13 protein-coding genes are annotated in these 16652 nt (G+C 68.0%); 4 read left to right on the forward strand and 9 right to left on the reverse strand.

The genetic code is table 11. The features are described 5' to 3' along the window. Nucleotides 1-60: 60 nt before the first annotated feature. Both AB4Y91_RS12935 and glnA read right to left on the reverse strand, forming a co-directional pair. Nucleotides 61-3072, reverse strand: coding sequence for a bifunctional [glutamine synthetase] adenylyltransferase/[glutamine synthetase]-adenylyl-L-tyrosine phosphorylase (locus AB4Y91_RS12935; RefSeq protein WP_441418865.1), 3012 nt, complete (start codon nucleotides 3070-3072; stop codon nucleotides 61-63). 9 nt (nucleotides 3073-3081) lie between these two features. Then, a complete protein-coding gene (glnA, locus tag AB4Y91_RS12940; RefSeq protein ID WP_138769615.1) occupies nucleotides 3082-4422 on the reverse strand; it encodes a type I glutamate--ammonia ligase in 1341 nt (446 codons plus the stop codon). 274 nt (nucleotides 4423-4696) lie between these two features. Here glnA and panB point away from each other — a divergent pair, with 274 nt between their 5' ends. Continuing rightward, complete coding sequence (panB, locus tag AB4Y91_RS12945; protein WP_441418866.1) at nucleotides 4697-5647, forward strand: 3-methyl-2-oxobutanoate hydroxymethyltransferase; 951 nt, start codon at nucleotides 4697-4699, stop codon at nucleotides 5645-5647. Between the two features lie 132 nt (nucleotides 5648-5779). On the opposite strand, the gene AB4Y91_RS12950 is transcribed toward panB, so the two are convergent. Continuing rightward, a complete protein-coding gene (locus tag AB4Y91_RS12950) occupies nucleotides 5780-5947 on the reverse strand; it encodes an SPOR domain-containing protein (protein WP_175321618.1) in 168 nt (55 codons plus the stop codon). 98 nt (nucleotides 5948-6045) lie between these two features. On the opposite strand from AB4Y91_RS12950, the gene map reads away from it, so the two are divergent. Both map and ppgK read left to right on the forward strand, forming a co-directional pair. Next, the gene (map, locus tag AB4Y91_RS12955; RefSeq protein WP_441418867.1) at nucleotides 6046-6924 is read left to right on the forward strand and encodes a type I methionyl aminopeptidase; all 879 of its coding nucleotides are present in this window, start codon (nucleotides 6046-6048) and stop codon (nucleotides 6922-6924) included. A 66-nt stretch (nucleotides 6925-6990) separates the two neighbouring features. Beyond that, nucleotides 6991-7794, forward strand: a complete 804-nt coding sequence (gene ppgK, locus AB4Y91_RS12960) for a polyphosphate--glucose phosphotransferase (protein WP_441418868.1) — start codon at nucleotides 6991-6993, stop codon at nucleotides 7792-7794. A 142-nt stretch (nucleotides 7795-7936) separates the two neighbouring features. On the opposite strand, the gene nrdR is transcribed toward ppgK, so the two are convergent. The 3 genes from nrdR to AB4Y91_RS12975 form a co-directional block, all read right to left on the reverse strand. Continuing rightward, nucleotides 7937-8428 carry a transcriptional regulator NrdR gene (gene nrdR / locus AB4Y91_RS12965; RefSeq protein WP_175321615.1) on the reverse strand — a complete coding sequence of 164 codons (492 nt, stop codon included), beginning with the start codon at nucleotides 8426-8428 and terminating at the stop codon, nucleotides 7937-7939. A gap of 163 nt (nucleotides 8429-8591) precedes the next feature. Next, nucleotides 8592-10019 carry a histidinol dehydrogenase gene (hisD, locus tag AB4Y91_RS12970; protein ID WP_441418869.1) on the reverse strand — a complete coding sequence of 476 codons (1428 nt, stop codon included), beginning with the start codon at nucleotides 10017-10019 and terminating at the stop codon, nucleotides 8592-8594. Continuing rightward, complete coding sequence (locus tag AB4Y91_RS12975) at nucleotides 10016-10597, reverse strand: hypothetical protein (protein WP_441418870.1); 582 nt, start codon at nucleotides 10595-10597, stop codon at nucleotides 10016-10018. Before AB4Y91_RS12975 ends, hisD begins: the two co-directional genes overlap by 4 nt. Nucleotides 10598-10803: 206 nt before the next feature. Between AB4Y91_RS12975 and AB4Y91_RS12980 the strand changes: the two genes are divergently transcribed. Then, nucleotides 10804-11262 (forward strand): flavin reductase family protein, encoded by a 459-nt coding sequence (locus AB4Y91_RS12980; protein ID WP_175321743.1) that lies wholly within the window; start codon nucleotides 10804-10806, stop codon nucleotides 11260-11262. 83 nt (nucleotides 11263-11345) lie between these two features. Here AB4Y91_RS12980 and dnaE read toward each other — a convergent pair whose 3' ends face one another. The 3 genes from dnaE to lspA all read right to left on the reverse strand — a co-directional run bounded on the left by dnaE (nucleotide 11346) and on the right by lspA (nucleotide 16565). Next, nucleotides 11346-14903, reverse strand: coding sequence for a DNA polymerase III subunit alpha (dnaE, locus tag AB4Y91_RS12985; protein WP_441418871.1), 3558 nt, complete (start codon nucleotides 14901-14903; stop codon nucleotides 11346-11348). Between the two features lie 65 nt (nucleotides 14904-14968). After that, nucleotides 14969-15925 (reverse strand): RluA family pseudouridine synthase, encoded by a 957-nt coding sequence (locus AB4Y91_RS12990; protein WP_441418872.1) that lies wholly within the window; start codon nucleotides 15923-15925, stop codon nucleotides 14969-14971. After that, the gene (lspA, locus tag AB4Y91_RS12995; protein ID WP_441418873.1) at nucleotides 15918-16565 is read right to left on the reverse strand and encodes a signal peptidase II; all 648 of its coding nucleotides are present in this window, start codon (nucleotides 16563-16565) and stop codon (nucleotides 15918-15920) included. The genes AB4Y91_RS12990 and lspA overlap by 8 nt, the downstream gene beginning before the upstream one ends. Nucleotides 16566-16652 lie beyond the last annotated feature (87 nt).

Below are 16652 nucleotides of genomic sequence, written 5' to 3' on the forward strand. Positions count from 1 at the left end.
AAGTACCCCTCGAGGCTACCCGCATTTGACCGACGGCGAGGCAGATGTCGGCCCGGCCGCCTACTGGCCGTAGAAGACGCGCTCGAAGACGGCCCGTGCCCGCCGGCTGAGCCGCAGGTAGTCCTCCTCAAGCTCGGCGGCGTTGCCGTGGCCGTAGCCGCACCAGCGGGCCACGGCTTCCAGGTCGCGGCGCGAGGACGGCAGCACGTCCGAGGCGCGTCCGGTCCAGATCACGTTGGCGGAGCGGATCCGGCTCGCCAGCCGCCAGGCCCGCAGCAGCAGCACCACTTCCCCGGCCTCCAGCAGCTCCAGGCTGGCGGCTGCTTCGAGGGCCTGGACGGTGGAAGTCGTCCGCAGCTCCGGATGCCTGCCGGCATGCCGCAGCTGCAGCAGCTGCGCGAGCCATTCGACGTCGCTCAGGCCGCCGCGGCCCAGTTTCAGGTGCCGGGCCGGGTCCGCGCCGCGTGGCAGACGTTCGGACTCCATGCGGGCCTTGACCCGCCTGACCTCACGGACATCCTGCTCCGCAACGGTCTCCGGGTAGCGGATGGGATCGATCAGCGCTACGAAATCGGCGGCAAGTTCGTCGTCGCCGGCCATCGGCCGGGCACGCAGCAGCGCCTGGGCCTCCCAGATGAGGGACCAGCGGCGGTAGTACTCGGCGTAGGACTCCAGCGAACGCACCATCGGTCCGCTCTTGCCCTCCGGGCGCAGGTCCGCGTCCACCATCAGCACGCGTTCGGCGAGGATGGCAGGTTTGAGCGGCTGGGTCAGCAGGCTGGAGAGCTTGCCGACAATCCGGGCTGCCTGCTGTTGCGCCTCGTCCTCCGGCACGCCGGGCAGGCCGCGGTGCACATACATGACGTCGGCGTCCGAGCCGTAGCCGATCTCGCGGCCGCCCTGACGCCCCATCGCCACCACCATCACCCGGGTTTTGAGTGGTTCCCCGGCGGCAACGACCGTCTCGGCCACCCGCAGGGCGCCGAGGACGGCGGCCCGGTCGGTATCGGCCAGGGCCGCGCCCACCTGGTCCTGGTCCAGCAGTCCGGCGCTGTCCGCGATGGCGATGCGCAGGATCTCCCGGCGTCTGATCAGCCGGATCAGGCGCATGGCGCTTTCCGGGTCCGAGTGCCGGGACATCTTGGAGGTGATCTCCAGCCACTGCGCCTCGTAGCTGAGCGGCGCCAGGTCCTTGTCCGAGCCGAGCCAGGCCACGGACTCTGGCGAGACCTCCAGCAGGTCCGAGATGAGCCGGGAATTGGAGAGCACATGGCACAGCCGCTCGGCCGCCGCCGTCGAGTCCCGCAGCAGGCCGAGGTACCAGTGCGTGGTGCCGAGCGCCTCGCTGACCCGGCGGAAGGCCAGCAGCCCGCCGTCGGGGTCCACGCCCTCGGCGAGCCAGCCGAGCAGGATCGGCAGCAGCTGGCGCTGCAGCGCGGCGCGCCGGCTCACGCCGCCGGTGAGCGCCTCGATGTGCCGCATGGCGCCGGGAGGATCGAGGTAGCCGAGCGCGGCGAGCCGGCCTTGCGCGGCTTCGGGCGTGAGCTTGGCCTCCTCGCTGCTCAGCGCGGCCGCGGTGTTGAGCAGCGGCCGGTAAAAGATGCGTTCATGCAGTTCCCGCACGGAACGCTTGGTCTGGCGCCAGGCCTTGAGCAGCGCGTCCGGGTGCGGACGTTCGTTGGAGAACGGGCCCAGCACCGCCTTGGCGAGGGAGCGCAGCGACGCTTCCTTGACCGGCATCAGGTGGGTGCGGCGCAGCTGGAAGAGCTGGATCCGGTGCTCGAGCAGGCGCAGGTACCGATAGTCGCGGTCGAATTCCTTGGCGTCGGAGCGTCCGATGTAGCCGCCGGCGGAAAGCGCAGCGATGGCCGAGGTGGTGTCCCGGCAGCGCAGGGTTTCGTCGGATTTGCCGTGCACCAGCTGGAGCAGCTGGACGGTGAATTCGACGTCGCGCAGCCCGCCGCGGCCCAGTTTGATCTGCCGCTGCTCCTCCTCGGCCGGGATGTGCTCGGTGACCCGGCGGCGCATCGAACGGACCGACTCGACGAACCCTTCGCGGCCCGCGGAGGACCAGATCAGCGGCGCGACGGCGGCCTCGTAGCGGGCGCCGAGCCCGGCGTCGCCGGCGATGGTGCGGGCCTTGAGTAGGGCCTGGAATTCCCAGCTTTCGGCCCAGCGCGCGTAGTAGCTCTCGTGCGAGGCCAAGGTGCGCACCAGGGGCCCGGACTTGCCCTCCGGCCGGAGGTTGGCGTCGACCTCCCAGAGCCCCGGCTCCCGGCCGGTGGACATGATGGCCCGTGAAATCCCCGAGGCCAGGGCGGTGCCGATGGTGTTCGCCCGCGAGTCCTCCAGGGCGCCGGCGTCGATCACATAGATGACGTCGACGTCGGAGATGTAGTTCAGTTCGCGGGCGCCGCACTTGCCCATCCCGATCACGGCCAGACCGATGTCGGCCACGTCCGCTGCGCTGAACTGCTCCGCCGCCTCGGCCCGGGACACGGCCAGGGCTGCCTCGATCGCGGCGCCGGCCAGGTCAGCCAGTTCGGCCCCGACGGCGGGCATGAAGTCCAGCGGATCGGCGGCGCAAAGGTCTTTGATGGCGAGCTCCACGAGCCCCCGCCGGTACGCCGTGCGGAGGGCCTCGTACCCTTCCTGCCCGGTCACGGCCGCGACCGGACGGGCGGCCTTCGGGTCGGCGCGGACCGACTGCAGCAGCCGGGTGCGCAACCCGGCGGCGTCGGCTGCCTGCGGCTCGGGGCTGGCCGTCGTGTCGAAGGCGTCCAGGTGCTCGGGGTGCCGGATGAGGAACTCGCCCAGCGCCTCGGAAGCGCCGAGCACCCGGTAGAGCGGCTCGCTGCGGTCCGGCTCGGCCGCGGCCAGGTCCCGCAGCTTCGGGTGTTTCTCGATCAGCCGGACCAGGGACTGCAGAGCCGTGTCCGGGTTGGCGGCCAGCTGCAGCCCGGCAAACAGGGCATCCTCGTCCAGGCCCGCCAGCTCCGGGGCGGCCAGGAACCGCTCGCCCTTGTCCAGGTCGTTGAAACCCGCGGCGATGAGGCGCCGTGCCAGGCTCACCGCGGCCGCCTAAAGGATGGCCAGGTTGCGCTGCAGCTCGTAGGGCGTCACCTGGAGGCGGTAGTCCTGCCACTCGGCCCGCTTGTTGCGCAGGAAGTGCTCGAAGACCTGCTCGCCCAGGATCTGCGGCATGAGCTCAGAATCCTCCATGGTCCGGATCGCGTCGTGCAGGCTGGCCGGCAGCGGATCGTGGCCCATGGCACGGCGCTCGGCCGAGCTCAGCGACCAGATGTCGTCCTCGGCGGCGGCGGGCAGCTGGTAGCCCTCTTCGATGCCCTTCAGCCCGGCACCAAGCAGCACGGCGTAGGCGAGGTAAGGGTTGGCGGCCGAGTCGATGCCGCGGTATTCGATCCGCGCGGACTGGCCCTTGCCGGGCTTGTACAGCGGAACCCGGACCAGGGCCGAGCGGTTGTTGTGGCCCCAGCTCAGGTAGCTGGGCGCTTCTCCCCCGCCCCAGAGGCGCTTGTAGGAGTTCACGAACTGGTTGGTCACGGCGGTGAATTCGGGGGCGTGCTTGAGGATGCCGGCGATGAACTGCCGGGCCGTTTCGGAGAGCTGGAATTCCGCCCCGGCTTCGTAGAAGGCGTTGGTGTCGCCCTCGAACAGCGAGAAGTGCGTGTGCATGCCGGAGCCCGGGTGCGCGGTGAACGGCTTGGGCATGAAGGTCGCGTAGGTCCCCTGCTGCAGCGCGACCTCCTTGATCACGGTGCGGAAGGTCATGATGTTGTCCGCGGTCTGCAGGGCGTCCGCGTAGCGCAGGTCGATCTCGTTCTGCCCCGGGCCGGCCTCGTGGTGGCTGAACTCGACCGAGATGCCCACCGACTCCAGCATGGTCACGGCGGTCCGCCGGAAGTCCTGCGCCACGCCCCCGGGAACGTGGTCGAAGTAGCCGCCCTCGTCCACCGGAACCGGTGCGCCGTCCGGGCCCGGCTGCTGGGACTTGAGCAGGTAGAACTCGATTTCGGGGTGGGTGTAGCAGGTGAAGCCCATGTCCGCGGCCTTCGCGAGGTTGCGCTTGAGGACGTTGCGCGGATCCGCTGCGGAGGGCTCGCCGTCGGGCGTCAGGATGTCGCAGAACATCCGCGAGGTCGCTTCCGTCTCACCGCGCCACGGCAGGATTTGGAAGGTGGAGGGGTCCGGCTGGGCCAACATGTCGGATTCGAAGACGCGGGCCAGGCCCTCGATCGAGGACCCGTCGAAGCCCAGGCCCTCCTCGAAGGCGCCTTCAACTTCGGCCGGGGCGAGGGCCACAGACTTCAGCGATCCCACGACGTCGGTGAACCACAAGCGCACAAAGCGCACGTCACGCTCTTCGATCGTCCGCAGGACAAACTCTTGCTGGCGGTCCATGGTGCCTCTTTCCGGGTCTACGTCCGTGCCCCGGACCCGTCCCGACTACTCGTCCTGGCTGGCGCCCGCAGCTGCTCTCGAATCACTCTACTAAGCATTCCCGGGGATTGCTGGCGTAGCGCACCGGCGTAACACACCGTTAACACAACGGCCGCCGAACCGCCGCTTGGGTGTCCCTCCTGAGGTGCCCGGACGCCCCGTTTGTGACGGCTATCACCGAGCCGGCGGGGCCGCCCGGTAGCTAGGACGCCGGGTATCGCACTACGCTCGTGGCATGGCCCCCAGCAACAGCCCCGATTCCAGCACGTCCGCAGAACTCGCTGCCCCCTACGGCAATGGCCCCGCAACGGGCGCGGCCGGCGCAGGCCAGGAGCCGGCGCCGGACAGCGCCGCCAAAGACAGCGCCGCCAAAGACACTGCCGCCAAACCCGCCGGCCGCATCCGCACGCACCACCTGCGCCAGGCCAAGCTCAACGGTGAGCGCTTCGCCATGCTGACGGCTTACGACCAGTACACCGCCGAGATCTTCGATGCGGCCGGCATCGAGGTGCTGCTGGTCGGAGATTCGGCCTCCAATAATGTCTTCGGCAATGAAACGAGCCTGCCCGTCACCGTGGACGAGCTGATCCCGCTGTGCCGCGCGGTAACCCGTTCCGCGCGGCGCGCCCTCGTGGTGGCCGACCTGCCTTTCGGCAGCTACGAGGTCTCCGCCCAGCAGGCAGTGGCGACGGGCGTGCGTTTCCTCAAGGAAGGACTCGCGCACGCGGTCAAGATCGAGGGCGGCAAGTTCTATGCCGAGACCGTCCGGGCCATGGTCCAGGCCGGCATCCCCGTGATGGCGCACATCGGCTTCACGCCGCAGAGCGAGCACGCCCTCGGCGGCTACCGGGTCCAGGGCCGCGGCGACGACGCCCAGCGGCTGATCGACGACGCCGTCGCCCTGGCCGACGCCGGCGCGTTCTGTGTGCTGATGGAAATGGTTCCGGCGCCGACGGCGGCCGCCGTGGACGCCGCCGTCGAGGTCCCCACGATCGGCATCGGCGCCGGCAACGCGACCACCGGCCAGGTGCTGGTGTGGCAGGACATGGCCGGGCTGCGCGGCGGAAAGATGGCCAAGTTCGTCAAGCAGTACGCGGATCTGCGGACCACCCTCAGCGACGCCGCGAAGGCCTACGGCGACGACGTCCGATCAGGCCACTTCCCCGGCCCGGAACATTCCTTCTAACCGCAAAGCAACGGGTTCCAGCAGGGGCCGGAGCGGCCGGCACAGCGCTTCAACTTCCACTGCGCCGCGAGCGTGGACTTGCCGGAGCCGGGCAACCCGTGGACCAGGAGGACAACGGGAGCCGGCACGCCGTTACGCGTCGTCGTCGCCCTTTTCCCAGGCCTCGTTGCGGGCCTTGACCTTTTCGAGGGCGTGTTCGGCTTCCTCGCGGGTCTTGTAGGGGCCGATCAGCTGGCTCCAGTCGGACATGGCGTCTTCCTCGATCTCGTGGGTGTTGACGTTGTACCAGTATTCGGTCATCGGGGCTCCTTCTGCGTGTGCCTGGTTCCGGCTGTTTTTCCGGATGCATTTTCCGCTGTATTTTCCGGGCTGCGCCCGGGGGCTTATAGAATCAATCTATGCCTTCCCTCACCTCGACTGCACCCATCGGCACCCTTGTCCCGGGAACAGTCAGCCCGCAGCTTGCCGTGCCGGCGTCCATACCGCGCCCTGAATACGTCGGCAAGCCTGCTCCGGCCAAGTTCACGGGCTCAGAGGTCAAGTCAGCCGAGACCATCGAGAAGATCCGGATCGCCTCACGGATTGCCGCCCAGGCCATCGTGGAGGTCGGCAAGCACATCGTCCCCGGCGTCACCACCGACCAGCTGGACAAGGTGGGGCACGAATTCCTGCTCGACCACAACGCCTACCCGTCCACCCTCGGCTACCGTGGTTTCCCCAAGTCCCTGTGCTCCTCGCTCAACGAAGTGATCTGCCACGGCATCCCGGACAGCACCGTGGTCCAGGACGGCGACATCCTGAACATCGACATCACGGCCTTCATCGGCGGCGTGCATGGCGACACCAATTACACCTTCCTCGTGGGCGACGTCGACGAGGAGTCCAGGCTGCTGGTCGAACGCACCGAAGAGTCCCTGCGCCGCGCCATCCGCGCCGTGGCCCCGGGCCGCGAAATCAACGTGATCGGCCGGACCATCGAGTCCTACGCCAAGCGATTCGGCTACGGCGTAGTCCGGGACTTCACCGGGCACGGCGTCGGTGAGGCCTTCCACACCGGGCTGATCATCCCGCACTACGATGCCGCCCCGGCCTACAACACCGTCATGGAGGCCGGCATGGTCTTCACGATCGAGCCGATGCTCACGCTGGGCACGGTCGAATGGGACATGTGGGCCGATGACTGGACGGTGGTGACGCGCGACCACAAACGGACCGCACAGTTCGAGCACACCCTGCTGGTCACGGAGTCCGGCGCCGAAGTCCTGACCCTGCCCTGATCCCCGCACCGCCTTTCAAAAATCAACAACAAGACCCACCCCGCCCCTGCCACGAACGGAACAACATTGGCCAAGAAGGACGAGAAGTCGAAGAAGAACGCACCGCTGATCGGCATCGACATCGGTGGCACCGGCATCAAGGGCGGAATCGTTGATCTGAAGAAGGGCAAGCTCGTCGGCGACCGGCTCCGCGTGCCCACCCCGCAGCCGTCCACTCCGGAGGCCGTTGCCGAAGTCGTGGCGCAGGTGGTAGCGGAGCTGTCCAAGCGTCCCGACGCCCCCGCAGCCGACTCTCCGGTCGGCGTGACCTTCCCTGGCATCATCCAGCACGGCGTGGTCCACTCGACGGCGAACGTCGACAACTCCTGGCTGAACCTGGACATCGATGCCCTGCTCACCGCACGGCTCGGCCGCCCGGTCGAGGTCATCAACGACGCCGACGCCGCCGGCCTGGCCGAGGCCCGCTACGGTGCCGGCGAAGGCATCTCCGGCACCGTCCTGGTGATCACCCTCGGCACCGGCATCGGCTCCGCCTTCATCTTCGACGGCAAGCTCGTCCCCAACGCCGAACTGGGCCACTTGGAAATCGACGGTTTCGACGCCGAGAGCAAGGCCTCCGCCGTCGCCCGTGAGCGCGACGGCCTGAGCTGGGCCGAATACAGCGTGCTGCTGCAGCGCTACTTCTCCCACGTCGAGTTCCTCTTCTCCCCGGAACTGTTCATCGTGGGCGGCGGTATCTCCAAGCGGGCCGACGAATACCTGCCGCACATGTCGTTGCGCACGCCGATCGTTCCGGCCGAGCTGAAGAACGACGCCGGCATCGTGGGCGCGGCCATCGAGGTCGCCCTCACGCACAAGCTGGCCAAGTAGTCCCGGACGCACAACAACCCAACTGACTGGCACTAAGTGTCGTTTTGAACGCTCAAAGCGACAACAACTGCGAGTCAGTTGGGTTGGAGCCGGTGGTGGCCACGGCTTCCCCTCCGCTGCCACCACCGGAACTTGGTTGAGCCTAGAGCGGGCTCTTCTGCGAGCTCTTGCCTTCCAGCCCCTTGGACTCGGCCTCATGGCGGAGCAGGGCGATGGCGGACTCGAAGTCTTCCAGCGATTCGAAGGCCTGGTACACACTCGCAAAGCGCAGGTAGGCCACCTCATCGAGGCGCTGCAGGGGGTTGAGGATCGCGAGGCCCACCTCATGGGCATCTATCTCGGCTGCGCCGGAGGCCCGGATGGTCTCCTCGACTTCCTGGGCCAGCATGGCGAGGTCGTCTTCGGTGACGGGGCGGCCCTGGCAGGCCTTACGAACGCCGTTGATGACCTTGCTGCGGCTGAACGGCTCGCCGACGCCGGAGCGCTTGATCACGGTCAGGCTAGTGGTTTCCACCGTGGTGAACCGGCGTCCGCATTCGGGGCACTGCCGGCGGCGCCTAATGGCGGAGCCGTCGTCGGCGATGCGGCTGTCCACCACGCGCGAATCAGGGTTACGACAGAACGGGCAATACACGTCGGTTCCTCCCCTGTCGCAAGCTGGATCCCTGTAGAGAGCCGAGGCACCACGTTTGGTGCTTCCGGGATCAGTTTACGACTAGATGTTGCTGAATAACAAGCCTGTAATTACTACATGTTGTGGTTGGGCGCTGTTCCGGCGGGACTGCCCGCCAGCCGCCCTAACTGCTGGCCGAGAACCGTGCGGTGACTGCTTCGCCGTGAGCAGGCAGGTCCTCCGCGCCGGAGAGGCTGACGATGTGCCTGCTGACCTCCTCCAGCGCGCTCCGGCTGTAGTTGATCACCTGGATGGCGCGCAGGAACGTGGTCACGTTGAGCCCGGAGGAGAACGCGGCCGTTCCGCTGGTGGGCAGCACGTGGTTGGAACCGGCGCAGTAGTCGCCCAGGCTGACCGGGCTGTAGTCCCCCACGAAGATGGCGCCGGCGTTGCGGATCCGGGCGGCGACGCCGGCGGCGTCCGCGGTCATGATTTCGAGGTGTTCAGCCGCGTAGGCGTCGCAGGCAGCGATGCCCTGCTCAAGGTCCTCGACCAGCACGACGCCGGACTGCGGACCGGACAGGGCCTGCCGGACCCGGGCGCTGTGCTTGGTCGCGGCGGCCTGGAGTTCGAGCTCGCGGCGGACGGCGGCGGCGAGTTCCTCGGAGTCGGTGATCAGCACGGAAGCGGCCTGCGGGTCGTGCTCGGCCTGGCTGATCAGGTCGGCCGCGACGAGGCCCGGGCGCGCGGTGGCGTCGGCCAGGATGGCGATTTCGGTGGTGCCGGCCTCCGAGTCGATTCCCACCACACCCTTCACAAGCCGCTTGGCGGTGGCCACGAAGATGTTTCCGGGTCCGGTGACGACATCGACCGGGTCGATACCGGCGTCGATGCCGGCGGCAGCGCCGGTCCCGGTCCCGGCTCCGGTCCCGGTTCCCGTTCCGGTTCCACCGGGGATGCCGTAGGCGAACGCTGCAATGGCCTGGGCGCCGCCGATCGCATAGACCTCCTCAATGCCCAGCAGGCACGCCGCCGCCAGGATCGTGGGGTGCGGGAGGCCGCCGAAGTCCTTTTGCGGCGGCGAGGCCAGGGCAATGGATTCCACGCCTGCTGCCAGCGCCGGGACCACGTTCATGATGACCGAGGAGGGGTAGACCGCCAGACCGCCGGGGACGTAGAGCCCGACCCGGGCCACCGGGACCCAGTTCTGGCTGACCACGGCACCTTCGCCGAGTTCGACGTCGGTGTCGGCCGGACGCTGAGCGTCAGCGAAGCGGCGTGCCCGGCGGATGGACTCCTCCAGGGCGGCGCGCACTGCGGGGTCCAGGCCGTCCAGGGCTGCCTTGAGGGCTTCGGCGGGAACCCGCGGGTGGGCTTGTTCGACGCCGTCGAAGTTCAGCGCCAGCTCGCTCAGCGCCTCGAAGCCGCGCGTCCGGACCGACGAAATAATGTCCAGGACCTTTTGCTCCGCGTCGGCCACGGTGCCGTGCTGCGCCCGCGGAACGGCGGCGCGGAGCCCGGCGAGGGACAACCGCTGCCCGCGCACGTCCACGGTGCGGAAGTTGAGGGCGGAGGGAGCGGAGGGCACAGGGCTGTCAGCAGTTGGAGTCACTCGTCCATTTTACGCTCCGGCGCGGTGCCCCCGGACGCCGGCTTGGGCTCCGATGAGCCAAACACTGTGGAGAGGAAGATCGCGAGGGCGATGGCGGCAGGCCAGATGACCAGCATGGCGTAGGCCCGGAGCGAGAAGGCGATGCTGGCGCTGGCAGAAGTATCCACCGGAGCGCTCCACCAGGTTCCGGCGAGCACGCCGGTCCCCCAGGCCAGCAGGGCCCCAACGGCACCCGCGGCGACGGCCAGGACCACCGTCGCGGTTCCCAGCCGGGCGGGCCGGTTGCCGGCAATGAAGATCCCGGACAGGCAGCCGGCCAGCAGGAACAGCCCGGCCAGGACAAGGTCCCGCGGCAGCCACGTTTCGGGGTTGCTGCCGGCGGCCAATGCCGGGTCCCGGGTAATGAGGTTCAGCCCGGTCGGCGCCAGCAGCCACCACAACAGTCCCACCGGAACACCTGCAGCGGCGATCACGGCCAGCCCCGTCCACGGCACGGACGCGCCCGGCCGGCCGGGCGCGGCAGGCCAGGGTCCGCCGTCGTGGTCGTGAACGGGCACGTGCACCGCAGGTTGTGTCATGCAACAAACCTTAACAAAGGATCCGGCGGCGCCGGACATTACGCCGCCGCACGGGACGTGACGCCCGGAACCCTCCCGGGCGCCGGCCGAATACCGCAGGCGGCGCCCGCAGGAATACGCTGGCAGTGAGCACCAGTCGCAGAACAGCAGGGAGATGACCCACCGTGGCCTCAGCCGAAGAAGCCTTCGAAGGAACGTTTAAGGAAATGTTCCGCCGCCATGCGGCCGGAGTCGCCATCATCACCGTGAACTACGACGGCGTCCCTTACGGTTTCACCGCAACTTCGGTGGCGTCCCTATCGGCCAAGCCGCCCCGGTTCACCTTCAACATGGCGCGGACCTCCCGCTCCTGGCCCGCCGTCGCGAATTCCGGCTACATCGGCGTGCACATGCTGGGGTTGGGCAATCAGCAGCTCGCCGACCGCTTCGCCCGTTCCCGGGACCGCTTCGAGGGCGACCATTGGGAGCTCGGGCCCCATGAGGTCCCCATCCTCAAGGATGTCTCCGGCTGGCTGATCGGCAAGATCCAGATGCGGCTCTCTTTCGAAAACAACGCGGTAGTGGTCGTCGAGGTGGTCGACGGCGCGATCGGCGGCGAGGGCGCGCCGCTGCTCTACCACGGCGGCAGCTACGGCCAGCCGGTGCCGCTCGACTACGAAATCTAGGCCGCCCGCGGGCCGTTTCGACGGTTCCCTGCCGCCAGGACGCTTAGCGGCGTCGAGCCAGCAGGGAACCGTCGAAACGGGGGTCAGCTGTCCAGGCAGGTCGGGCCGAGCAGCACCTTCAGGTCGCCGAACAGGGACGGGCTGGGGTTGACGCGCAGATGCACGGGCAGGCCCATGACCTCCACCCGGGAATCGCCGTGCAGGTGCAGGCGCACCTCCGATTTGCCCCGGTGGGTCCTGAGGACTTCACCGAGTTCGTTGACAACGGCCTCGGTGGCCTTGTGCGTCGGCATGGTGATCACCAGCGGCCCGTCCAGGCCTTCGCTGAGGTCCGGCACCGAGAGTTCCATGCAGTTCAGGGCCACCGCGCCGTCGTCGCGGCGCTGCAGCCGGCCCTTGACGACGACGATCAGGTCCTCGGCCAAAACCGAGGCGATCGGTCCGTAGACCTGGCCGAAGAACATCACTTCCACAGAGCCGCCGAGGTCCTCGATCTCGGCGCGCGCGTAGGCGTTGCCGCTGGCCTTGGCGATCCGGCGGCTGAGCGAGGTGATCATGCCCGCGATGGTGATGATCGCGCCGTCGTGCGGTCCGTCCTCGGCGATGATCGAGGTGATCGACTGGTCCGCGTGCTGGCTGAGCAGCCCCTCGAGGCCCTGCAGCGGGTGGTCCGAGACGTAGAGTCCGAGCATGTCGCGTTCGAAGGAGAGCTTGTCCTTCTTCTCCCACTCGGGCAGTTCGGGGATCTCGATGCTCAGCGAGGACTCCGACTCGGTGTCATCGATGCCGGCGAACAGGTCGAACTGTCCGATCGCCTCGTTGCGCTTGAGCGTGATGACCGAGTCGATGGCTTCTTCGTGGATCATGGCCAGGGCACGGCGGTGGTGGCCGAGCGAGTCGAAGGCGCCGGCCTTGATCAGGGATTCGATGGTGCGCTTGTTGCAGACCACCGCCGGGACCTTCATCAGGTAGTCCTTGAAGGAGGTGTAGGCGCCTTCGCGTTCGCGGGCGGCCACCATCGCGTCGACGGCGTTGGCGCCGACGTTGCGGATGGCTCCCATGCCGAAGCGGATGTCGTTGCCGACCGGGGTGAAGTTGAGCGCTGACTCGTTGACGTCCGGCGGCAGCACGGTGATGCCCATGCGGCGGCATTCGTTGAGGTAGATCGCCGATTTGTCCTTGTCGTCGCCGACGGAGGTGAGCAGGGCCGCCATGTATTCCGGCGCGTAGTGAGCCTTCAGGTACGCGGTCCAGTAGGAGATCACGCCGTACGCGGCGGAGTGCGCCTTGTTGAAGGCGTAGTCGGAGAAGGGCAGCAGGATGTCCCAGAGGGTCTTGACCGCGGCCATCGAGTAGCCGTTGTCCTGCATGCCCTGGGAGAAGCCGGCGAACTGCTTGTCCAGCTCGGACTTCTTCTTCTTGCCCATGGCGCGGCGCAGGATATCGGCCTGGCCCAGGGTGTAGCCGGCGAGCTTCTGCGCCACCGCCATGACCTGCTCCTGGTACACGATCAGGCCGTAGGTGCCGCCGAGGATCTCGGCGAGCGGCTCCTCGAGCTCGGGGTGGATCGGGATGACGTCCTGGATCTTGTTCTTGCGCAGCGCGTAGTCGGTGTGCGCGTTGGCGCCCATCGGTCCCGGGCGGTACAGCGCCAGCACGGCGGAGATGTCTTCGAAGTTGTCAGGCTTCATCAGCTTGAGCAGGGAGCGCATGGGGCCGCCGTCGAGCTGGAAGACGCCCAGGGTGTCGCCGCGGGCCAGCAGCTCGTAGGAGGCGGCATCGTCCAGGGCGAGGGATTCGAGGTCCAGGTCCACGCCGCGGTTCATTTTGATGTTTTCCAGTGCGTCGGAAATGATCGTCAGGTTCCGCAGCCCGAGGAAGTCCATCTTGATCAGGCCGAGGCCCTCGGAGGTCGGGTAGTCGAACTGCGTGATGACCTGGCCGTCCTGGAAGCGGCGCATGATCGGGATGACGTCGATGATGGGGTCCGAGGACATGATGACGCCGGCGGCGTGGACACCCCACTGCCGCTTCAGGCCCTCGATGCCGAGCGCGGTCTCGAAGACCTTCGCGGCTTCCGGGTCCGTGCTGATCAGCTGCCGGAAGTCCCCGGCCTCACCGTAGCGCTTGGCCTCGGGGTTCTGGATGTCGGCCAGCGGAATGTCCTTGGCCATCACGGCGGGCGGCAGCGCCTTCGTGAGCTGCTCGCCCATGCTGAACGGGTAGCCCAGCACGCGGGAGGAATCCTTGAGGGCCTGTTTGGTCTTGATCGTGCCGTAGGTGACGATCATGGCGACGCGTTCGTCGCCGTACTTGCGAGTCACATAGTCGATTACTTCGGAGCGGCGCCGGTCATCGAAGTCGACGTCGAAGTCGGGCATGGAGACGCGGTCCGGGTTCAGGAAGCGCTCGAAGATCAGGCCGTGGTGCAGCGGGTCCAGGTCGGTGATGCGCATGGCGTAGGCCACCATGGAGCCGGCACCGGAGCCACGGCCGGGGCCCACCCGGATGCCGTTGTTCTTGGCCCAGTTGATGAAGTCGGCCACCACCAGGAAGTAGCCCGGGAAACCCATCGAGGTGATGACTTCGAGCTCGTAGTCGGCCTGCTGGCGGACCTTGTCCGGGATGCCCTGGGGGTAGCGGTAGTGGAGGCCCTTGTCCACTTCCTTGACCAGCCAGGACGTCTCGTCCTCCCCTTCGGGGCAGGGGAAGCGGGGCATGTAGTTGGCGCCGGTATTGAACGACACTTCGCAGCGTTCGGCGATCAGCAGCGTGTTGTCGCAGGCGTCGGGGTGGTCGCGGAACAGTTCCCGCATTTCCTGCGGCGACTTCAGGTAGTAGCCGCTGCCGGAGAAGGCGAAGCGTGAACCGCCGTTGTCATACGTGGGCTCCAGCAGGGTGGAGCCGGACTGGATGGCAAGCAGGGCTTCGTGCGCCTTGGCGTCGTGCTCGTGCGTGTAGTGCAGGTCGTTCGTGGCCACCAGCGGGAGGTTCAGCTCCTTGGCCAGCCGCAGCAGGTCCCCGGTGACGCGCCGCTCGATGTCCAGGCCGTGGTCCATGAGTTCGCAGAAGTAGTTCTCGGCGCCGAAGATGTCGCGGAACTCGGCCGCGGCCTCGAGGGCTTCCCGGTACTGCCCGAGCCGGAGCCGCGTCTGGACTTCGCCGGACGGGCAGCCGGTGGTCGCGATCAGGCCCTCGGAATAGGTATTCAGCAGCTCGCGGTCCAGCCGCGGCCACTTGCCGAAGACGGAGTCCAGGGAGGCGATCGAGGAGGCACGGAACAGGTTCCGCATGCCGACGTTGTTGTAGCTCAGCAGCGTCATGTGCGTGTAGGCGCCACCGCCGGAGATGTCGTCCTTGCGCTGGTTCTCTTCGCCCCAGCGCACGCGGGTCTTGTCCGTGCGCGCGGTCCCCGGCGTGACATAGGCCTCGACACCGATGATCGGCTTGATGCCCTTGTCGGTGGCCCGCTTCCAGAAGTCGAACGCCCCGAAGAGGTAGCCATGGTCGGTGGTGGCCAGGGCGGGCATGCCCAACCGCTCGGTCTCATCAAAGAGTTCCCCGAGGCGCGCCGCGCCGTCCAACATGGAGTACTCGGTGTGGTTGTGGAGGTGGACGAACGAGTTGTTGCTGGAAGTCACCGAATCATTCTAGTGCCGGGCAGCGACACCCACGTGCCCGGCGCGGCGGTAGGTGCGGACCTCCGCTAGGCGTTGCCGGACTCCAGTACCTCGAGGGCATACTTCAGGTCCTGCGGGTACTCGCTGGTCACGGTGACCCGCTCCCCGGTCCGGGGGTGGTCGAAGGACAGCTGCCGGGCATGCAGCCACTGCCGGGTCAGGCCCAGGGTGGCCGCGAGCCGGGGGTCAGCCCCATAAGTCCGGTCCCCGGCGCAGGGGTGGCGCAGCGCCGCGAAGTGCACCCGGATCTGGTGGGTGCGGCCGGTTTCCAGGTGCACCTCCACGAGCGAGGCCTTGCCGAAGGCTTCCAGCACCTCGTAGTGGGTGATCGAGTCGCGCCCGTCCTCGATCACGGCGAAGCGCCAGTCGTGGCCGGGGTGGCGGCCGATGGGCGCGTCGATGGTGCCGGCCAGCGGGTCCGGCAGGCCCTGGACGACGGCGTGGTAGACCTTGTCCACGGTGCGCTCCTTGAAGGCCCGCTTGAGTGCCGTATAGGCGTTCTCTGTCTTGGCGACCACCATGACCCCGGAGGTGCCGACGTCGAGCCGGTGCACGATCCCGGCGCGTTCCGGCGAGCCGGAGGTGGAGATCCGATAACCGGCGCCGGCGAGGCCGCCGACGACCGTCGGCCCGACCCAGCCGGGCGACGGGTGCGCTGCCACACCAACGGGTTTATCGACGACGACGAACTCGTCGTCGTCCAGCAGGATTTTTAGGCCTTCCACAACTTCCTCCACAACTTCCAGCGGTTCCCGGCGCTCCGGCACAACGACGTCGAGCTCGCCGCCGGCGCTGAGCTTGAGGGACTTCCCCACGGCTTTGCCATGGCTGCTGACGTTGCCCTCCGCGATCAGCGTGGCCGCCTGCGACCGGGAGATCTCCATCAGCTTCGCCAGCCCGGCGTCCACCCGGACGCCGGCCAGCTCCGCCGGGACGGTGAAGTGCCGGCGTTCCGGCGCATTGGCCGGGCCGGGCTCAGACATTGTGTTCCCGTCCGTTTTCTTCCAGCACAGCCGGCCGGCCGGCGCTGCTGTCCCGGCGCGGGTTCAGCCGTGAGCCGTCAAGCGCCACACCGCGCAGCGTCAGCAGGCAGATGATGACGACCGAGGACACCACGGCGGAATCGGCGATGTTGAAGATCGCGAAGTTGGGCAGCTGGATGAAGTCCACCACATGGCCCATCGCGAACGAAGGTTCGCGGAACAGCCGGTCGGTGAGGTTGCCCAGCGCGCCGCCCAGCAGCAGCCCCAGCGCCAGCGCCCACCAGGCGGAGCCGAGCTTGCGCAGCTGCAGCAGGATCGCGATGGAGACCGCCGCCATGATGATCGTGAAGACCCACGTGACGTTCTCACCGATCGAGAACGCGGCACCGGAGTTGCGGATGTAGTACCAATGCAGCAGAGGCGGCAGCACCGGGATCCGTTCCCCCTCGGTCATGGTCGACGTGACCCAGAGTTTGGTCAGCTGGTCGAACACGTAGGCGAACACCGCGAATCCGGCGAAAAGGGTGAGCAGCAGGGCGCGGCGCGGTTTGCGCGCCGGCGCCACTGCGGCGTCCGCGGACGGCGCGGGCTGGGCGGCGTCCGCGGGCTGGGCGGCGTCTGGGGTTGGTGCGTCAGTCATAGTGCTTTCGTTCCGGTGCCGGGGGTGGCTGGGGGCTTGCTGCTTGCGCGTGCAGGCACCCGAAGGAGGCCGCGAAGGCGGCGGTTA

The sequence above is a fragment of the Arthrobacter sp. YAF16 genome (assembly GCF_052113385.1).
Classification (GTDB): Bacteria; Actinomycetota; Actinomycetes; order Actinomycetales; family Micrococcaceae; genus Arthrobacter.

Bases quoted from the DNA above. Each gene is read 5' to 3' on its own strand.
- AB4Y91_RS12980 (WP_175321743.1), top strand. From the start codon at position 10,804: ATGTTCCGCCGCCATGCGGCCGGAGTCGCCATCATCACCGTGAACTAC.
- AB4Y91_RS12975 (WP_441418870.1), bottom strand. From the start codon at position 10,597: ATGACACAACCTGCGGTGCACGTGCCCGTTCACGACCACGACGGCGGA.
- AB4Y91_RS12990 (WP_441418872.1), bottom strand. From the start codon at position 15,925: ATGTCTGAGCCCGGCCCGGCCAATGCGCCGGAACGCCGGCACTTCACC.
- lspA (WP_441418873.1), bottom strand. From the start codon at position 16,565: ATGACTGACGCACCAACCCCAGACGCCGCCCAGCCCGCGGACGCCGCC.
- glnA (WP_138769615.1), bottom strand. From the start codon at position 4,422: ATGGACCGCCAGCAAGAGTTTGTCCTGCGGACGATCGAAGAGCGTGAC.
- AB4Y91_RS12950 (WP_175321618.1), bottom strand. From the start codon at position 5,947: ATGACCGAATACTGGTACAACGTCAACACCCACGAGATCGAGGAAGAC.
- map (WP_441418867.1), top strand. From the start codon at position 6,046: ATGCCTTCCCTCACCTCGACTGCACCCATCGGCACCCTTGTCCCGGGA.
- panB (WP_441418866.1), top strand. From the start codon at position 4,697: ATGGCCCCCAGCAACAGCCCCGATTCCAGCACGTCCGCAGAACTCGCT.